Annotated in this window: 20 protein-coding genes; 8 read left to right on the plus strand and 12 right to left on the minus strand. The window is 53.2% G+C overall.

Features of this window, described 5'->3' with window-relative positions:
* Positions 1 to 96: 96 nt before the first annotated feature.
* Positions 97 to 4,059 (plus strand): trifunctional transcriptional regulator/proline dehydrogenase/L-glutamate gamma-semialdehyde dehydrogenase, encoded by a 3,963-nt coding sequence (gene putA, locus OGX67_RS19205; RefSeq protein WP_286527007.1) that lies wholly within the window; start codon positions 97 to 99, stop codon positions 4,057 to 4,059.
* A 59-nt stretch (positions 4,060 to 4,118) separates the two neighbouring features.
* Positions 4,119 to 4,514, plus strand: coding sequence for a lysozyme inhibitor LprI family protein (locus OGX67_RS19210; RefSeq protein WP_003836811.1), 396 nt, complete (start codon positions 4,119 to 4,121; stop codon positions 4,512 to 4,514).
* Here the strand turns inward: OGX67_RS19210 and rutR are convergent.
* From rutR to OGX67_RS19225, 3 genes are all read right to left on the minus strand, one after another.
* Complete coding sequence (rutR, locus tag OGX67_RS19215; RefSeq protein ID WP_003036026.1) at positions 4,511 to 5,149, minus strand: HTH-type transcriptional regulator RutR; 639 nt, start codon at positions 5,147 to 5,149, stop codon at positions 4,511 to 4,513. The two genes, OGX67_RS19210 and rutR, sit on opposite strands and share 4 nt — an antisense overlap.
* Positions 5,150 to 5,207: 58 nt before the next feature.
* Positions 5,208 to 6,122 carry a DMT family transporter gene (locus OGX67_RS19220; RefSeq protein WP_286527008.1) on the minus strand — a complete coding sequence of 305 codons (915 nt, stop codon included), beginning with the start codon at positions 6,120 to 6,122 and terminating at the stop codon, positions 5,208 to 5,210.
* 161 nt (positions 6,123 to 6,283) lie between these two features.
* Positions 6,284 to 6,457: a con-10 family general stress protein gene (locus tag OGX67_RS19225; RefSeq protein ID WP_003036022.1), complete on the minus strand. Its 174-nt coding sequence runs from the start codon at positions 6,455 to 6,457 to the stop codon at positions 6,284 to 6,286.
* A 386-nt stretch (positions 6,458 to 6,843) separates the two neighbouring features.
* On the opposite strand from OGX67_RS19225, the gene wrbA reads away from it, so the two are divergent.
* Entirely contained in the window at positions 6,844 to 7,440 is a 597-nt protein-coding gene (gene wrbA, locus OGX67_RS19230; protein ID WP_257651881.1) for an NAD(P)H:quinone oxidoreductase, read from the plus strand.
* A gap of 20 nt (positions 7,441 to 7,460) precedes the next feature.
* Positions 7,461 to 7,688, plus strand: coding sequence for a YccJ family protein (locus OGX67_RS19235; RefSeq protein WP_003036015.1), 228 nt, complete (start codon positions 7,461 to 7,463; stop codon positions 7,686 to 7,688).
* A gap of 37 nt (positions 7,689 to 7,725) precedes the next feature.
* On the opposite strand, the gene agp is transcribed toward OGX67_RS19235, so the two are convergent.
* From agp to OGX67_RS19275, 8 genes are all read right to left on the minus strand, one after another.
* Complete coding sequence (gene agp, locus OGX67_RS19240; protein ID WP_003836813.1) at positions 7,726 to 8,967, minus strand: bifunctional glucose-1-phosphatase/inositol phosphatase; 1,242 nt, start codon at positions 8,965 to 8,967, stop codon at positions 7,726 to 7,728.
* 87 nt (positions 8,968 to 9,054) lie between these two features.
* The gene (locus OGX67_RS19245; protein ID WP_257651880.1) at positions 9,055 to 9,762 is read right to left on the minus strand and encodes an ArsR/SmtB family transcription factor; all 708 of its coding nucleotides are present in this window, start codon (positions 9,760 to 9,762) and stop codon (positions 9,055 to 9,057) included.
* A gap of 69 nt (positions 9,763 to 9,831) precedes the next feature.
* On the minus strand, positions 9,832 to 10,587 hold the full coding sequence (locus tag OGX67_RS19250) for a sulfite exporter TauE/SafE family protein (protein WP_257651879.1): 756 nt from the start codon (positions 10,585 to 10,587) through the stop codon (positions 9,832 to 9,834).
* A 134-nt stretch (positions 10,588 to 10,721) separates the two neighbouring features.
* On the minus strand, positions 10,722 to 11,228 hold the full coding sequence (locus OGX67_RS19255) for a protein disulfide oxidoreductase (RefSeq protein ID WP_257651878.1): 507 nt from the start codon (positions 11,226 to 11,228) through the stop codon (positions 10,722 to 10,724).
* A complete protein-coding gene (locus OGX67_RS19260) occupies positions 11,218 to 11,841 on the minus strand; it encodes a DsbA family protein (RefSeq protein WP_003035975.1) in 624 nt (207 codons plus the stop codon). The genes OGX67_RS19255 and OGX67_RS19260 overlap by 11 nt, the downstream gene beginning before the upstream one ends.
* The gene (locus OGX67_RS19265) at positions 11,838 to 13,718 is read right to left on the minus strand and encodes a protein-disulfide reductase DsbD family protein (protein ID WP_257651877.1); all 1,881 of its coding nucleotides are present in this window, start codon (positions 13,716 to 13,718) and stop codon (positions 11,838 to 11,840) included. Before OGX67_RS19265 ends, OGX67_RS19260 begins: the two co-directional genes overlap by 4 nt.
* A gap of 48 nt (positions 13,719 to 13,766) precedes the next feature.
* The gene (locus OGX67_RS19270; protein ID WP_003836824.1) at positions 13,767 to 14,129 is read right to left on the minus strand and encodes a hypothetical protein; all 363 of its coding nucleotides are present in this window, start codon (positions 14,127 to 14,129) and stop codon (positions 13,767 to 13,769) included.
* Between the two features lie 70 nt (positions 14,130 to 14,199).
* Positions 14,200 to 14,604: a VOC family protein gene (locus OGX67_RS19275; protein WP_003035964.1), complete on the minus strand. Its 405-nt coding sequence runs from the start codon at positions 14,602 to 14,604 to the stop codon at positions 14,200 to 14,202.
* Positions 14,605 to 15,001: 397 nt separating this feature from the next.
* On the opposite strand from OGX67_RS19275, the gene dsbA reads away from it, so the two are divergent.
* The 4 genes from dsbA to OGX67_RS19295 all read left to right on the plus strand — a co-directional run bounded on the left by dsbA (position 15,002) and on the right by OGX67_RS19295 (position 17,841).
* On the plus strand, positions 15,002 to 15,625 hold the full coding sequence (dsbA, locus tag OGX67_RS19280) for a thiol:disulfide interchange protein DsbA (protein WP_003035960.1): 624 nt from the start codon (positions 15,002 to 15,004) through the stop codon (positions 15,623 to 15,625).
* Positions 15,626 to 15,818: 193 nt separating this feature from the next.
* Positions 15,819 to 16,739, plus strand: a complete 921-nt coding sequence (gene cbpA, locus OGX67_RS19285; RefSeq protein WP_003035957.1) for a curved DNA-binding protein — start codon at positions 15,819 to 15,821, stop codon at positions 16,737 to 16,739.
* Positions 16,739 to 17,032 (plus strand): chaperone modulator CbpM, encoded by a 294-nt coding sequence (cbpM, locus tag OGX67_RS19290; protein ID WP_003035954.1) that lies wholly within the window; start codon positions 16,739 to 16,741, stop codon positions 17,030 to 17,032. Before cbpA ends, cbpM begins: the two co-directional genes overlap by 1 nt.
* Before the next feature lie 122 nt (positions 17,033 to 17,154).
* Positions 17,155 to 17,841: a Crp/Fnr family transcriptional regulator gene (locus OGX67_RS19295; RefSeq protein WP_060854602.1), complete on the plus strand. Its 687-nt coding sequence runs from the start codon at positions 17,155 to 17,157 to the stop codon at positions 17,839 to 17,841.
* A gap of 44 nt (positions 17,842 to 17,885) precedes the next feature.
* Here the strand turns inward: OGX67_RS19295 and OGX67_RS19300 are convergent, their stop codons facing one another.
* On the minus strand, positions 17,886 to 18,719 hold the full coding sequence (locus OGX67_RS19300; RefSeq protein ID WP_257651876.1) for an outer membrane protein OmpK: 834 nt from the start codon (positions 18,717 to 18,719) through the stop codon (positions 17,886 to 17,888).
* Positions 18,720 to 18,796 lie beyond the last annotated feature (77 nt).

Raw genomic sequence — 18,796 nt, forward strand, 5'->3', positions numbered from 1 at the left:
CAAGTCACATTTAACACGGTTGCACAAAGTTGCAACATAGTGGATATTTCTCGGTAACTATCAGACCCGTATTTCAGTACAACAGGAGTAAACGGCATGGGAACCACCACGATGGGGGTTAAGCTGGATGACGCCACTCGCGAGCGTATTAAAACAGCAGCATCACGAATCGATCGCACGCCACATTGGCTGATCAAACAAGCCATCTTTAATTATCTCGAAAGACTGGAAAATGACGACGCGCTTCCTGAACTACCGGCCCTGCTGGCGGGTGCCGCGAATGAGGGTGAGGAGTCAACCACGCCGCAGAATGAAGCGCATCAGCCTTTCCTGGAATTTGCCGAACAGATCCTGCCGCAGTCAGTTTCCCGCGCAGCAATCACCGCCGCGTACCGCCGCGCCGAAACCGACGCAGTGCCGATGCTGATGGAGCAGGCTCGTCTGCCGCAACCCATCGCTGAGCAAGCGCACAAGCTGGCGTACAGCCTGGCCGACAAACTGCGTAACCAGAAGACCGCTAGCGGCCGCGCCGGGATGGTACAAGGTTTATTGCAGGAATTCTCCCTTTCTTCACAGGAAGGCGTCGCACTGATGTGTCTGGCGGAAGCCTTGCTGCGTATTCCTGATAAGGCAACCCGCGATGCGTTAATCCGCGACAAAATCAGCAACGGCAACTGGCAGTCGCACATTGGACGCAGTCCGTCACTTTTCGTCAACGCGGCGACCTGGGGGCTGTTGTTTACCGGTCGTCTGGTTTCTACGCATAATGAAGCCAGCCTTTCACGCTCACTCAACCGTATTATCGGCAAGAGCGGTGAACCACTGGTGCGTAAAGGCGTCGACATGGCAATGCGCTTGATGGGCGAGCAGTTCGTCACCGGAGAGACTATCGCCGAAGCGCTGGCTAACGCGCGTAAACTGGAAGAAAAAGGTTTCCGCTACTCTTATGACATGCTGGGTGAAGCGGCTCTAACCGCCGCTGATGCCCAGGCTTATATGGTTTCGTACCAACAGGCAATCCACGCCATTGGTAAAGCCTCAAATGGTCGCGGCATCTATGAAGGGCCGGGCATTTCTATCAAGCTGTCGGCGTTGCATCCGCGTTATAGCCGCGCGCAGTATGACCGCGTGATGGATGAACTCTATCCGCGTCTGAAGTCGCTTACTCTGCTGGCCCGCCAGTACGACATCGGTATCAATATCGATGCTGAAGAGGCAGACCGACTGGAGATCTCCCTCGATCTGCTGGAAAAACTGTGTTTTGAACCTGAACTGGCGGGCTGGAACGGTATCGGCTTTGTTATTCAAGGCTACCAGAAGCGCTGCCCGTATGTTATCGACTACCTAATTGACCTCGCGACGCGCAGCCGCCGTCGCCTGATGATCCGCCTGGTTAAGGGCGCCTACTGGGATAGCGAAATCAAACGTGCGCAAATGGACGGTCTGGAAGGTTATCCGGTCTATACCCGTAAGGTGTACACCGACGTTTCCTATCTGGCCTGTGCGAAAAAACTGCTTGCGGTACCGAATCTGATCTACCCGCAGTTCGCCACCCACAACGCCCATACGTTGGCGGCGATTTATCAGTTAGCCGGTCAAAACTACTATCCGGGTCAGTACGAGTTCCAGTGCCTGCACGGTATGGGCGAACCGCTATATGAGCAGGTCACCGGTAAAGTTGCCGATGGCAAACTGAACCGTCCATGCCGCATTTATGCACCGGTAGGCACGCATGAAACGCTGCTTGCGTATCTGGTGCGTCGTCTGCTGGAAAACGGCGCCAACACTTCATTCGTCAACCGCATTGCAGACACTACCCTGCCGCTGGATGAACTGGTAGCCTGCCCGGTCGAAGCCGTTGAAAAACTGGCGCAGCAGGAAGGCCAGGCTGGTCTGCCACATCCGAAGATTGCCCTGCCGCGTGACCTGTACGGTAAAGGCCGCGAAAACTCAGGCGGGCTGGATTTAGCTAACGAACATCGTCTGGCCTCACTTTCCTCCGCCCTGCTCAACAGTGCGCTGCAAAAATGGCACGCTAAGCCAATACTCGAACATCCGGTTGCTGACGGTGAAATGACGCCAGTCGTCAACCCGGCCGAACCGAAAGACATTGTCGGTTACGTGCGAGAAGCGACTCACAGCGAAGTGGAACAGGCATTGCAGAATGCGGTAAATAACGCGCCGATATGGTTCGCCACACCGCCACAAGAGCGCGCCGCTATTTTGCATCGCGCCGCCGTTCTAATGGAAGGCCAGATGCAGCAATTGATTGGCATTCTGGTGCGCGAAGCAGGTAAAACCTTCAGTAACGCCATTGCTGAAGTGCGCGAAGCGGTAGATTTCCTGCACTATTATGCCGGTCAGGTCCGCGATGACTTCGATAATGAAACCCATCGTCCGTTAGGGCCGGTAGTCTGTATCAGCCCCTGGAACTTCCCGCTGGCTATTTTCTCAGGGCAGATTGCCGCCGCGCTGGCGGCGGGCAACAGCGTGCTGGCAAAACCCGCGGAACAAACCCCGCTGATTGCCGCCCAGGGTATTGCCATTTTACTCGAAGCAGGTGTACCGCCAGGCGTGGTGCAACTGTTGCCTGGTCAGGGCGAAACGGTCGGGGCGCAGCTCACTTCCGATGAGCGCGTACGCGGCGTCATGTTTACTGGCTCAACGGAAGTTGCCACGCTGTTGCAACGCAATATCGCGACCCGCCTGGATGCTCAGGGACGTCCAATCCCGCTTATCGCCGAAACCGGTGGGATGAACGCCATGATCGTCGACTCCTCCGCGCTGACGGAACAGGTGGTGGTCGACGTTCTGGCTTCTGCCTTTGACAGCGCCGGGCAGCGCTGCTCCGCGCTTCGCGTCCTGTGTCTGCAGGACGATGTAGCCGACCATACGCTGAAAATGCTGCGCGGCGCGATGGCGGAATGCCGCATGGGTAACCCGGGCCGCCTGACCACCGATATTGGACCGGTTATCGATGAAGAAGCCAAAGCCAATATTGAGCGCCATATTCAGGCCATGCGCGCCAAAGGGCGTCCGGTGTTCCAGGCCGTGCGCGAAAATAGCGACGATGCGCGGGAATGGCAAACCGGTACCTTTATCGCCCCGACGCTTATTGAGCTGGAAAGCTTCGATGAATTACAAAAAGAGGTGTTTGGTCCGGTACTGCACGTCGTGCGTTACACCCGTAATAATCTGGGCAGCCTGATTGAGCAAATTAATGCCTCCGGCTACGGTCTGACGCTGGGCGTACACACCCGTATCGATGAAACCATCGCCCAGGTCACGGGCTCAGCACATGTGGGGAACCTGTATGTTAACCGCAATATGGTCGGCGCCGTCGTCGGCGTGCAGCCATTCGGTGGTGAAGGCTTGTCAGGAACCGGGCCAAAAGCGGGTGGGCCGCTGTATCTGTACCGCCTGCTGGCAAACCGTCCGGAAAATGCGTTAGGCATTACCCTTGCCCGCCAGGATGCAGACTACCCGGTCGATGCGCAGCTTAAAGCCGCACTCGTTCAACCGCTGGAAGCGCTCAGCGAATGGGCAACCGACCGTCCAGCACTGCGTGCGCTCTGCCAGCAGTTTGGCGAACTGGCGCAGGCCGGAACGCAACGCCTGCTGCCAGGCCCCACCGGCGAGCGCAATACCTGGACGCTGTTGCCGCGCGAACGCGTTCTATGTATCGCCGATGATGAACAGGACGCACTGGTACAGGTTGCCGCTGTAACTTCCGTTGGTAGCTTAATCCTGTGGCCAGATGATACGTTCCATCGCGACCTGGCAAAACACCTGCCAGCCGCGGTCTCCGGGCGCATTCAATTTGCCAAAGCGGACAACATCGCCACGCAGCCGTTTGATGCCGTTATTTTCCACGGCGATTCCGATCAGCTTCGCGCACTGTGTGAAGCAGTGGCGGCCCGCGAAGGGGCGATTGTGTCGGTCCAGGGCTTTGCCCGTGGCGAGAGCAATATTCTGCTGGAGAGGCTGTACATTGAACGCTCTCTGAGCGTCAATACCGCCGCAGCCGGCGGGAACGCCAGCCTGATGACAATCGGCTAAGGTTGTGGTTAATTAAGGCTCCGGTAACGGGGCCTTTTTTTATGAAGCCAGAGGGAAGCATGAAACGAATCGTACTGACATGTGCAGCGCTGCTGCTGAGCGGCCAGGCGCTGGCGGATGACTGCGCCAACGCGAACACGCAGATTGAGATGAACACCTGTGCGGCAGAGCAGTATAAGGCGGCCGACGCCAAACTTAATGAAACTTATCAGAATGCGCTGAAGCGCGCCGCTCCAACCCAGCGCGATTTACTGAAAAAAGCGCAAATATCCTGGATAACTTTGCGCGATGCGGACTGTGCATTACTCAGTTCTGGCACCGAAGGCGGTAGCGTTCAGGCGATGATTACCAGCCAGTGCCTGACAGATAAGACCAACGAGCGCGAAGCGTTTCTCGCCTCGCTCTTGCAGTGTGAAGAAGGCGATTTAAGCTGCCCACTACCACCGGCCAGTTAACGCACGCGGATCCCTTCAATAATCATCCGCTGTACGCTCTCGACCGTTTGGTTAAAAAAGGCTTCATCACGCAGCGTTGCGCCCGTCACCGCCTCTACCTGTGGGGCAAAGTCGGCGTAGTGCTGAGTTGAAGCCCAAATCATAAAAATCAGATGATGCGGATCGACCGGAGCCAGTTTTCCGCTTTTGATCCAACCGGCAATCAGCGCGGATTTCTCATCAATTAGCGTTTTAAGATCCCCCTCCAATTCAGCCATCAATAAAGGCGCTCCGGCCAGCATCTCCATACAAAACAGCCGTGATGCCTGAGGGTAATCGCGCGACACTTCCAGCTTAAGGCGAATGTATTCTTTAATGGCCACCAGCGGCGCAAAGTCTTCGCGAAAAGCTTTCAATGGAGCCAGCCAGATGTCGAGGATCTGCCGTAAAACGGCGATATAAAGCACCTCTTTTGACGGGTAGTAATAAAGTAAATTGGTTTTTGACACGCCCGCCTGCTCTGCCACCTGCTCCAGGCGCGTGCCGTGGATCCCATATTGGGAGAAGATATTTAATGCCGCGGTTAATATGGCCTGGCGTTTTGCACTGACGGCCTGCGAACGCTTACCTGTTTTTTTCTCTGCGCGTTGGACCATGCGCCCTCTCCTTCTTGTGAGGGCATCAGCATACCAAATCACGCGGTGAATGGTTAAATTAAAGCGATTCCGGAGGCGCCTCTTGCGGCTGCGCTTTTTTCTTTTTGAACTTCAGCTCGCTGACCAGCACGCCAACAATAATGAATGCCGCGCCAAGCAATGCAAGTAGCGGTAAGCGTTCACCCGCCAGACGGCCAAAGATCCCCGCCCACACCGGCTCACCGGTATAAATAACCGTCGCGCGCGTCGGCGAAACACTACGCTGCGCCCAGTTCATGGTGACCTGAATAATCGCGCTGAAAATCCCCAGCCCCAGCGCCACCACCAGCAATCCGGTAGACATTGGCGGCACGGTCTCTCCGGCTGGTCCCATCGCAATAAACGCCACTATCGAAGCCGTTGCCAGTTGCACTACCGTTACCCGCCGTACATCCACTTTTCCCGCCCACGCGCTAATCAGGATAATTTCTGCCGCAATCGCCACCGCACCGGCGAGCGTGATCCACTCGCCTTCGCCTAAAGCCAGTAAATTGCCTCCCGGTCCGGCAAGAAAAATCAATCCGATAAAGGCCAGTACAATACCGACGCACGGCATCAGTCCAGGCATGCGCCCCAGACACAGCCATTGTAAAAGCGGTACCAACGGAACGTACATCGCGGTAATAAACGCCGATTTACTGCTGGGAATAAACTGTAGCCCCCAGGTTTGCAGGCTATAGCCCAGCGCAATGGCGATACCGATTGCCACCCCTGCTTTGACTTCCAGCCATGTCAGCTTATGCAGTGTGTATAACGACAAAATCGCGACCGCCAGCGCGGCAGTGGCAAAACGCACACCGACAAAGAAAAAAGGCCCGCTCAGGGTAACGGCATATTGCACCGCCAGAAACGTGCCACCCCAGAACATGGTGATCACAATGAGGATCGCTTCCTGAGGTTTAACAGAAAAGGAATAACGAGAGAGTAATGACATGAGACACCCGATTAACTGAATGTCATTAGTCTGCGTTGCGTTTTGTTACAGTTCAACCTTGCAGACAAAAAAAACCGCCGGAAGGATCCGGCGGCGGTGGCTACGTAACGTCTGTCTCTGACGCTCAGGCGTCACGACATATCTGACAGATAGCCCGACAATTACGATTTGTTGTTGCCGTGGCTATTTTTGCCCCCTTTTTTGCCTGCCTCTGAAGCGCGTTGCGGGTCATTCTTAAAGTTGCCCCCGCTGTGCTGGCCACCTTTTCGACCTGCTTCTGATGCTCTTTCGCGGTCTTCCGCAAAGTTGCCGGAACCGCCCCGATGGTTTGCCATTACTGACCTCCGTCATTGATTAGACATCATATTGCATAGGTACTGAGGAGTGATACCTCACGCAGCGTTACGGGCGAGGCCCTGAAAATAACTGCGTGGGATTAAGCATAGTGAAGCGTGGACTGGGCAGACGCTAACTGTAATATCCTGCAACAGGATCAGGAGTGCCAAAGAAATAATCACCCTAAGAAATCAATAAGTCTTTCTTATGACTACCGAATTCAACCCAGTTAAATATGTATCATTTTGCTACAAAGCAGGTTGTTATAAAAATTGTTATAAATCAAAGAAGTGATTGTGAAATTTGCACTCCTGACAGTACGTCATATCTTTAAAGGTAGGTAGCGAGTCGCTACGGACACGGTTAACTCGAGGAGTAGTGTAAAATGGCAAAAGTTCTGGTGCTTTATTATTCCATGTACGGACACATTGAAACTATGGCCCATGCAGTCGCAGAAGGCGCAAATAAGGTAGATGGCGCGGAAGTGATTATTAAGCGCGTACCAGAGACCATCCAGCCTGAGATTTTCCTTAAGGCTGGCGGCAAAACACAAAACGCACCAGTCGCAACCCCGCAAGAACTGGCTGATTACGACGCCATCATTTTTGGTACCCCCACGCGCTTTGGCAATATGTCCGGTCAGATGCGTACCTTCCTCGACCAGACTGGCGGGCTGTGGGCCTCTGGTGGTCTGTACGGCAAACTCGCCAGTGTATTCAGCTCAACGGGAACCGGCGGCGGTCAGGAACAAACCATTACCTCAACCTGGACTACGCTTGCCCACCATGGGATGGTGATTGTGCCTATCGGTTACGCGGCGCAAGAGCTGTTTGATGTCTCTCAAGTTCGCGGCGGTACCCCTTACGGTGCAACCACCATTGCCGGAGGCGACGGCTCCCGCCAGCCAAGTCAGGAAGAATTATCTATCGCCCGCTATCAGGGTGAATATGTCGCAGGTCTGGCAGTAAAACTCAACGGCTAATCTTCAACAGGAGGATTCGAATGCCAACTCAAGAAGCGAAAGCCCATCGCGTCGGCGAATGGGCAAGTCTGCGCAATACATCGCCGGAAATAGCCGAAGCCATTTTTGAAGTCGCACATTATGACGAGAAACTGGCGGAAAAAATTTGGGAAGAAGGTAGCGATGAGGTACTCATCAAAGCCTTTGAAAAAACAGACAAAGATTCGCTCTTTTGGGGTGAACAGACTATCGAACGTAAAAACGTCTAGCGCTCAGACTCCCCCGCGAACACGGGGGAGTTTTCTTTTATTTAGCCGCCTCATTCAGCACGCTGTCGAACTTATCTATCGGGCAAAAACCATCCGCATCTATCGGACATCCTTTCAGCTCAAGCGTTACGCGCTGCGCTGGGGATTTCAGCGTCAGAACGTCTGCATTACGCAACTGCAGCGAGCTCTGATACACATACTCGATTTTCATCAGATCACGATTTGCGTTGCTGTCATGCCAGCGCTGGAAGACAATCTTCCCGCCAATCGGTGTACGCTCGTTCTGATCGTGAAGCTGGTATGGTTTGAAATCCAGCGCGGTGAGCAGCGAAGCGATGTTTGAGTCATGTCCCACCAGCACAGTTATTTTCGGTGCTTTCGCGCGTTCAGTAACCAGCGCATTATCAATATATTTCACCAGAGGTTTGGCGACGTTCTGCGCCACTTCCGGGGAGGTGAACAGGCTGTCCTGATAGCCATTTTTCAGCTTCGACAGAACCTTCCACTGCTGATCCGATTTAATCTCGCCCCAGGCAACCTTGTCCATCGGGAAGCCTTCGTAATACTGCAGCGTGAAGGCATCGACCAGCGAATTCCCCACCTTCAGCGGCCCCGATACGCCTGGCTCCTGTTGGTATTTCGCGCTGAACGTATCTTTGGCATCGGTCAGGGAACACTGCTGTTTTTCTTTACAGGATGGAGAGTCTTTGTAGTCGGTCATTTGCTCAAGCAACTGATAGCTATCGTTGAGCTGCATTTTACTACGCTCTTTCTCCATGGCCTGAACGGCCTGCTGGCTGAAGGTGGCGGAATCATCGGTGATCACCGGATTAAAGGTGGGATCCATGGTGCCCATTTTTTCCTGATGATGGACCGGAACATCGCAACCAGGGAAAGCGCCGGTGACAAAGAACTGCGCCGTAGCAACAGTGCGCTGCAGGCTGTTAGCATAGGTATAAACCGTATCCGGTGCCGGACATTCGCCCGATTTCACCATCCCCTGCTCTGCCAGCCACTCTCGCATGTAGTGACCCATATAGATTTCCAGCACACCGCCTTTGGTGGTGAGTTGTCCGCCGGGGACATCCCACTCTGGCCATTGCTTGGGGGTGGACTGTTCAAGAACGCTGCCATTATTGGCTAAAGGTGCACGTAAGTTATGCCGACTCATCATCAATACTTGTTGAAGCTGATACCCTTCCGGCGCGGTCTGCGCCTGCGCGGCGGTTGACAATAATACAGCCCCTGCCACGGCTGCGGCGATTAACGATTTATTCATCCCTACGACCTCTTGTTGTTATCAATCACAACAGAGTGTGACAGAAATATGACATATTTCCGGGAACGCTTTCGCAAAACAGACCATCTAGCGTGTCGTTTTAACACCAAACTCGGTTTCGAGTTTACGAATGCCAAGAGGTGTGAAGATGACGTGGCGGCTGCCCTGTTCGGTTTTTATCCATCGCTGTTCACTGAACCAGCGCAGCAGCGTTGCGCCAAGCACACCACCAGGATGATAACGTCGCTCGCTCCAGTCCAGACAACCGCAGGTTAACTTCCGCCGGGATGAACCCGCCGCCAGGACAATCCCCATCTGGGCCAGCTTTTCCTGGCCAGGAGGAGTCAGCGTTTCACCATCCGGCGTTAACCACTGACGGGAAACCAACGTATCAAACAACCTCACCGCGACCTCTCCGGCGAGATGGTCGTAGCAGGTGCGGGCATGCCGCAAACCTGGCGGCGTTGTGATTCTCCGGGGCGTTGATGTCGCCCACGCAACGCCCATCAGGCGTTCCAGCAGTTCAGCGATATCGGAACCTGCAAGGCGAAAATAACGATGTCTGCCCTGCGCAAGCGCCACAACAAAGCGTTGTTCGCACAGACGCGCCAGATGCGCGCTGGCGGTCGACGCAGACACATCCGCCACAGCGCTGAGCTCGGTCGCGGTCCAGGCACGGCCATCCATCAGGGCGCACAGCATACGCGAGCGCGACTTATCGGCCATTGCCGCCGCAGTAAGCGCCATTCTCGACTCCAGATCGCCCTCTTCTTCATGTAACATCACGGATGCCATAACGACCTCATTGCCCCTGAATCTCTGAATTAACGATGCCATGAAAGTCGCGCAAAGTCACCGAACCGGTCACATAGCACGCAGCATCATCTCTGTACCCAACCCGACCAGACAAAACAGAAAACAGCGTTTAAACACGAGCGGAGAAATAACCCTTCGCACACGGGTTCCTATCCACTGGCCAATAAGTGCAGGAACAATGGCCAAAGCCGACAAGCTTAGGGATTGTACGGGCAGCGCGTTATGCCACCACAGACCCAGCGCCAATGCCAGGGTCGAAAAGGTAAAAGAGATCCCGAGCGCCTGTACCAGTTCATCTTTCTCAAAGCCCAGGGACTGGATCCAGGGTACGGCGGGCATCACAAACACCCCGGTTCCGCCGGTCAATAAGCCAGTCACAAATCCAATAACGAGGGAGTACGGTTTTTCACGCTGCGGGGCCGCCGTGATTTTCTTTCCCGCCAGCGTCCAGATAGCGTAGGCCACCAGCGCCACGCCGAGCGCAAACTGAGTTCGGGTGGTGTCGCCCCCGGTAATCCAGGCGCTGGCAAGCAGAGTCGCCACTACCACTGTCAGCAGCATTGGCCACAGTCGTTTGAGTAATTGGCGTGTATTTCCACCACCGCCAAACTGAAACAGATTACTGATCAGCGAAGGCAACAGCAGCATGGCCGCCGCCGCAACCGGTGAAATAAGCGATCCGAGGATCCCCATTGCCACGGTGGGTAACCCCATACCCGTAACGCCTTTCACCATCCCGGCGAGGACAAATGTGGCGGCAATCATCACCACCAGAGCGGGTCCAAACGCTAAAGAACTCGTCATGTTGCACTTTCCTGGAAAAGAGAAGATGACTGATTCTGGACGTTAATCACTGTGCTTGCTTCGTCAGGCAACGAAATATGCCTTCCAGAGGAGGGGACACCATAAAAAAATGCCGGGTTCCCCCGGCACAAATATCAGAATATTTTCGCCCACCACAGCCGAAGCTTCATGCCCCAGTAGCTGGTCCAGCCGCTGGTGGTTGACACCACCCGACCTTCTGACATCACCACCAGCGTGGGCGTGACGCTGATTGCCCAACTGCGGGAAATAACCCCGTTCGCATCATTGATGACCGGAAATTCCACGCCTTTACGCAACAGCCAGCGAGATACCTCAGCTTCATTTCCGGAGCGTAACGCAATGGTCATCACATTTTCCCCTTCCGAACGCAGCCTGTCGACTTCCGGCGTCGTGAAGCGGCATACGCCGCACCAGCTCGCCCAGAAATAAAGCAACACTGGCTGGTCTTTGCTGAGCGCCGCCAGCGTGACGGTTTCACCATCCAGCGTTTGTAAAGGCGTGCTGTCAAAAGAGGCAGGGAGCTGCGGCGCGCGCCAGGCATCCATCAGCAGCATCGCCCCCGCCAACAGTGCCAGTAAGATCAGCCCTTCGCGCAACCAGCGGCGCAGTTTACTGAGCATTGGCCGCCGCCAGTTTTTCTTTTACCACTTCCTCAAGGGTTTCCCACGGCACCGCACCGGGAATAAGTTCATCGCCAATGATCGTTGCGGGGGTTCCCTGTACACCCACCAGTCGCGCCAGTTGCAGGTTAGTGCTCAGCGTTTCAGCACTTTGGGCGTCCAGCGTCACCGGACTGGCCCCCGCTTTTTCCTGCGCCTGTTTGATACTGACATCGGTATGGTAGCCCTTCTTCTGCATCAGTTTTTCATGTAGCGCCAGAAACTGCTGCGGATGCTGATGCCAGGTGGTCAACACGGTCCGCGCCGCCAGTTCCGAGCTTTCACCTTTAAACGGCAACGGTTTGATCACTACCGCCACGTCAGGATATTTCTGCACAATTTTTTCCAGCATTGGATCCAACTGCTTGCAGTATGGGCAGTTGTAATCGGTGAAGTTTATCAGGGTCAGTTTCGCCTGCTTCGCGCCAATCCGCGGGCTGTTGGGATCGTTAAACAGGGCTTCCTGAATTAATGCTTCAATTTGCTTTTCCTGTTCCGGGGTAAACGGCGCAGGCTCTTTCGCGATACTGACGGCAGAAAACAGGGTTAACAGTAGAACAATCATCATCTTCATGGGGTAACTCCTTTGGCATCATTCAACGTTTGCAGTACCGCATCACGGGTTAACAACGTGGGTAATGCCTGGCCTTCCGACAGACCGGGGCCATAAATTTGGTTATACGGCACAGCAACCTGGCCGCGTTTTTTTAGAAATTCGGTAATGGCTTCAGAAGGGAGTGTCCAGTCGCCGCGCAGCGCCACCACATCCGGCTGTTGCAATGCGGCCTGTACGTCATCTTTATGCAAGACGTTGAACTTGTTTACCTTACAGGTGATGCACCAGTCTGCCGTGACGTCAATGAACACGCGCTTATGTTGCGCCAGCGCATCCTCAATAGCTTGCTCGCTTAGCGGTTGCCAGTTCACGCTCTCTTTGCCGGTGCTTTGCCCTACGAACCCGAAATGCGGGAGCAGCAACGTCGCAAGCCAGATAGCGGAACCCAGCATCATCACGCCGAGCAGACGCCGCAAAATATTCATCCAGCGTCCTGGCCGCGGCAAACGCAGCGCCAGACCGGGACGCAGAGCCACCAGCAGCCACGGTGAGCTCATTCCCAGACCAAGTGCGATAAACAATCCCCACAATGTCGGCAGCGAAGCGGTCAATGCCACCGCCACCGCCGTTCCAAGGAACGGGGCACTACACGGCGTAGCAAGCAGCGTCGCAAATGCACCTTGCCAGAAATGTCCCGACAGACCGTTGCCGCCGTGAGTCGCCAGCGTGGTAGTCATCGCAGAAGGGAGTCGGAATTCAAACCACCCGAACAGGCTGGCGCTGAACGTCAGCATCACCAATACCATCACGCCAATGAACCATGGATTCTGAAACTGGATCCCCCAGCCAAGCGCCTGATTGGTTAAACGCAACACCGTCATCAATAGAGCCAGAGCCATAAATGAGACAAGTATTCCGGCTACCGATGCGAGGAACTGACGACGGACCTGGCGACGACTTTTTTCCTCGACCAGCAAAATCGAGCCCAGCTTCATGCCCAGAACCGGTAACACACAGGGCATCAGATTGAGGATCAAACCGCCCAGCAGCGCCATTAGCACCACTTGCCACAGTGGGAGTGAGGCGTTCTCAACAACCGGGGCTTCGCCAATCGCAAGACGACTTTCCTGGGCAACACCGTTATCTGCCAGCACCAGGGTGACTGACTTACCACGCAGATCCGGCGCGCCTTCTCCCCAACCGTCATGTACAGGTACCGTGGCGCGTAATGTCTCCCCCTCAACATGGATTTGCGGCATGCCAAAATCCGCATCATCAACAGCATCCAGATACAGCCCTGGTGCAGTCCAGCCTCCCGCACGGTGAGCCTCGACGACTAACTCTCCCGCCCGCGCGCTGGCGCTCAGAGCATCGGTCAGGCCGCTGGCAAGTGGGATCTGTCCCATCGCCTGAGCATAGTCATGTGCAAAAGTCGGGTCCTGGGCTGTGGGCGTTACGGAAAAAGGAAAATCCGTCAACAGGCAAACGTTGCTACAGGTGGATAGCGTCAAAACGCCGCTGAGCGTGGCGGACGCTCTACCGCGCACCACCATCGGGAACGTCACCTTATCGTGATACCCTTGGGTAGTGATATTAGCGACCTCAAAACGAGCTGGGGTTGGCCAGAACCAGTCGACCGCAGGCATTTCCTCTTTCCAGGCGATAGCAGGCGCAACGCCCCCCTCGCCCGGAGAACGCCAGTAGGTTTTCCAGCCGTCCTCCAGTTTGACATCCAACAACAGACGGGTTTCACCGCCAGCGGACGTATCAGCGCGTAACCGCACGCTGGCGTGATCGTTATCGGGTGAACGCAGCCAGCCGGGTTCAGCCGCCCAGGATACGGGCAGCCATAGCAATAACAGACAGAGCAGTGTCTGCCTGAAAACAGTCATCATAGTTTTTCTCCGTGAATAATTATCTAACAGTCAGCAACGGCTGTTCTGTCATTCACGGAAGACGCAAAATCGGAGATGCACCCGGAGAGTGGGCGGCGAGATGGCTCGCGGTGGGAAAAAAGGTAGACGAAACGCCCGCACTGGCGCCAGCAACGACAGCAGCAGGCACAGCACCAGAATAGCACCTTCAAACAGTACGGGTGGCGCAGCCAGTAATGACTTCGCGCTCAGTTCACAAGGGGTAACGGGTGAGGCCTCATCGGCCTGCACTTGTGCGCTGGCGACAACGCTTGTAACGGCGGTATCCATCTGCAACGCGTGCAGACCCGCCATGCGTTGTGCGGTGCAAACCATCACCACAACACATGCCAGACAGAGGAACCACCATCCCATCCGTTGACGTTTCGCCATTATACCCTCACTCATTGATGCGAGTTATCTTAACCACTCGCCGGTTTTTGGCAACCTTTGCGCTGTAAAGTTATGTCCTGGCATCTGCTGGATATACCGCGATTTCAATCAGATTGAGATCGGGATCCCTGACATAAACCGAGCGAATCGGTCCTGTCGCACCGGTTCGTGCAACGGGCCCTTCAATAATCTCGACTCCGTGGGTTTGAAACGTCTCTGTCACCTCTTCCAGTGTACGCGTGGTGATAAAACACAAATCCAGCGCCCCCGGCGTTGGCGCGTAGGCTTTAGGTTCAAACTCTTTTCCCCGAATATGGAGATTGATTTTCTGATTGCCAAAGACGAAGGCTTTCCGACCTTGTGCGAAAGTTTCCAACCTCATGCCTAAAAGCTCGACATAAAAACGAACGCAAGCCTCTTCATGATTGGTGGTTAGTACCAGGTGATCCAGGTGGTCGATCATAGTGATATCCATTTGGATTGCTCATCTCTGACACTTACCCTATTCATTCACGCGCGACAAGAAAAAGACAATCTACAGGGGTATTTGCAAATACTTAGCGCAATACCTTGCCATTCACGCTTTAAAAGCGAAATGATAATCAATCATATTTCCGTCTTTGTTTATTACACTATAACATTGCTAAAAACACCCCCGAAAATATCACGGAAGTTATCATTCACTATTAACGAAGAATGCCAGAGAATATTTCAATGTCAGCACACAAATAATGCACGCTACGTACTGATGCGTAAATGAAAGTAAGGGTCAGCGCATTTTCAGGGGATTTCCTTATTATATCCATACGCAATGAATAACGTATTCATTAGCAGATAATTTGTTTATCAAATGTTATTTAGAGTATATGGAAATGAAAAAATATTTATTACCCCTGATTGGGTTACTTTTTACAGTTAGCGCTCAGGCAGCATCATTTACCGACGGTAAAGAGTATATCACCCTGGAAAAACCCGTCGCTTCCGCCCCAGCTGCGCTGAAGTTTTTCTCATTTTACTGTCCTTCCTGTTATCAGTACGATGAAGTTTTTGAAATCACGGATAACGTGAAAAAAGTACTGCCTGCTGATGTCAAACTCACCGAATACCACGTCGACTTTTTAGGTCCGCTGGGGCAAGACATGACGCACGCCTGGTCCGTCGCCATGCTGTTAAACGTACAAGATAAAGTTAAACCGTTGCTTTTTGATGCCGTTCAGAAAAAACAAACCGTTAAAACAGCGGATGATATTCGTAACGTATTTATCAGCGCGGGCGTCAGCGCCAGTGATTATGATGCCGCCTGGAACAGTTTTGCCGTGAAATCCCTGACCGCGAAACAACAAGAAATGGCTAAAGCGGTAGATTTAACCGGTGTGCCCGCCATTTTCATCAACGGTAAATATATGATCAATCCAAAAGGACTGAAATCTGACGACCTAAACTCTTTTGTGAAGAGCTACGCGGATACGGTTCGCTATCTGATCACCAAATCCTGACGTTTCGCTAATCTCACTTTTCGCACCACACAACAGTCAAAAGCGCTGTTGGTGGTGCGCAATCACATCATTTAGACCAATATCCTTTCTTCCCGGTTGGCATTCGCCGTTATCAGGATTACCCTAAACTTAGCGGTGTTACCTGTTGTCGGGGTACACCTTCTTCAAGTGTTGATTTACACGAGAGAACGCTATGGAATTAAAGGATTATTACGCCATTATGGGCGTGAAACCGACAGACGATCTCAAGACAATCAAGACCGCCTATCGTCGACTCGCCCGTAAATACCATCCTGATGTCAGCAAAGAGACTGACGCTGAGGCCCGTTTTAAAGAGGTTGCTGAAGCCTGGGAAGTCCTGAGTGATGAACAGCGACGAGCCGAGTACGACCAACTGTGGCAGCATCGCAACGACCCTCAGTTCAGCCGTCAATTCCAGCAAGGAGAGGGGCAAAGCTACAGCGCCGAAGATTTCGACGATATCTTCTCCTCCATTTTTGGTCAGCGTGCGCACCAGTCGCGCCAGCGCCCTGCCAGCCGCGGGCACGACATCGAAATAGAAGTTGCCGTCTTCCTCGAAGAAACGCTTACTGAGCATAGCCGCACTATCAGTTACAACCTGCCAGTCTACAATGCGTTTGGCATGGTAGAACGAGAAATTCCTAAAACACTGAACGTGAAAATTCCGGCTGGCGTCGGTAACGGTCAGCGTATCCGTCTGAAAGGTCAGGGCACGCCCGGCGAAAACGGTGGGCCGAACGGTGATTTGTGGCTGGTGATTCATATTGCGCCGCATCCGCTGTTCGATATCGTTAATCAGGATCTGGAAGTTGTCGTTCCTCTGGCGCCGTGGGAAGCTGCGCTGGGTGCGAAAGTAACCGTTCCGACGCTGAAAGAGAGCATCCTGCTGACCATTCCTGCAGGCAGCCAGGCCGGTCAGCGGCTACGCATTAAAGGCAAGGGGCTGGTAAGTAAAAAACATACCGGCGATTTGTATGCGGTGATCAAGATCGTCATGCCACCGAAACCTGACGACACCAGTGCTGCCCTGTGGCAACAACTGGCAGATGCACAAAAGACCTTTGATCCGCGCAAAGAGTGGGGGAAAGCATAATGGCTAACGTTACCGTCACTTTTACCATTACCGAATTTTGTCTGTACACCGGTGTGTCAGAAGAAGAACTGCATGAGGTTGTCGGCTTAGGGGTGATAGAACCCTACGAAGACGAGACGTTTGACGATCATGCGCTGACCGTAATGCGTCGCGCGGTGCGCCTGCGTCAGGAGCTGGAACTTGACTGGCCAGGGATTGCCGTTGCATTGACGTTGCTGGAAGAGAACGCGCAGCTGCGTCAGGAAAACCGCCTGCTGCGCCAGCGGCTGTCCCGTTTTATCAGCCATCCTTAGTGCGTCAGGGCCAGCATGGTGCTGGCCCTTTTATTGTCCCGAAACCTGCTCTTAATGACATTAAGCAGTAGATGGCATACAGTCAGCGATAAGAATTATCTCAAACAATAAGACGTTGAGCCATGCAGCTTAAGCCCCTCACAAAAGGTCGTTTTCACAATATCTGGCAGCAAGATGATGCCTTAATTGAGAAGATATTCCAGGAACTGCTCTCTGAAACGCAGATGATCCACGAAGATGAGTATCTCTATCGCCAGGGACAGGTAGTCGATCGACTTATCATGGTGCAATCAGGCAGAATTTCCCTGCGTTACAGCGCGGAAAATGGTCGCCGTTTTCAGTTGGGCGCAATGGAATGTGATGAGCAACTATTTGGTGAAATGGAGTTTTTTACCGGGTATCGCTGCCAGCTTGATATCGTGGCCGAAGAGCCGTTGACCGTGGCGGTGTGCAGCTGTGAGCGTCTGGAAGAAGCGCTAAACCAGCACCCGAGACTGGCGATATTTTTTGCCAGTGCGATGGCGATTGATTATCAGGATATGCTGGAAATCTTCCTGCACCGGATGCTCTACCCTATCGTTCATAACGTGGCGTATGATCTGTATCGCCAGCATCAGAACAAACAGCCGATGGATGGTTTCCATAAAAAATACCAGGAAGCAGAACGGTTCGGCACCACCGATCGGGTCTATCGGCGGGCGGTTAAAGCCCTGACGGATGCCGGACTGGTAACACGCACGAAGCAAGGACTGGAAATTAAGGATCTGGATGGGCTGCGTAAATTCCTCGGCAATGACATCATTGACTGACACACCATCCCCGTAGAGAAGGTTGGTGTGTCAGTTCAGCGCAATCAGAATTTATAGGTAAGGTTGAAGTAGTGACCGAGTCCGGTGGTGCGCCCTGCTCCGCCATGATTTTCCATCAATGCCATATTGCGGAAATACTTCAGGCCATAACCCACCGCATAATGCTCTGAATGCCAGTAGATACCGTTATACCATTCAATCGCGTTATTGCTGTATAACGGTTGATTAGCAATCTTGTTAGCGGCGAACTGATAGTCAAAGTAACCCTGATAGTTCAGGTAGCTGCCGTTGGCAAAGGTATAGAACGGCGTCGACCAGTTGGTCGAGAACATGTAGCCATCCCACTTGCCTTCGTTATCCGCACCGTAGTTTTCACGCACATAATGCGCATAGATGTTCATTCCCACCAGACCAAACCACGGAACCTTAACATCTGTGCCCAGACCGACATAATGTTCAAATAATTCCCGGTCGCCAATGTTATTTACCGTTGCGATATAGAATTCGTTAAATGGCCCAACGGATAAATCTTTATTAAAAATAGCATCCAGGGAAAACCGTGGGGATATCTTGGCGAAAAAGTTATCGCCACCATGGCGGTCATCCTGCTTGCGGTCAAAAATATCAAAGAAATCGATATAACCATACAGATCGATAATTCCGGAACGCGCCCCAAACTCCAGTTCCAGATAAGTGTCATTACGAATACCATAAGGCACTTTCGCATCCACACTTTGCATTAAGTTCATCTGCATCCAGTTAAAATCATTTTTACGGACGTTGCCATCGGTATAATCAGCAGCAAGCGCTTGCGTACAGCTCATTGCAACGATTGCGCCCAGAACTGTTTTTTTAATCATTGATTTATTCTTCATCATTTTCAATTCCTTTGAGCAAGGTTGAGTGTCGCCCCACCAAATAAATGGTGTGGCGACTGACTATCTAATTAGAGAGG

It is taken from the genome of Citrobacter sp. Cf118, from assembly GCF_030334095.1.
GTDB classification, from domain to species: Bacteria; Pseudomonadota; Gammaproteobacteria; order Enterobacterales; family Enterobacteriaceae; genus Citrobacter; species Citrobacter freundii.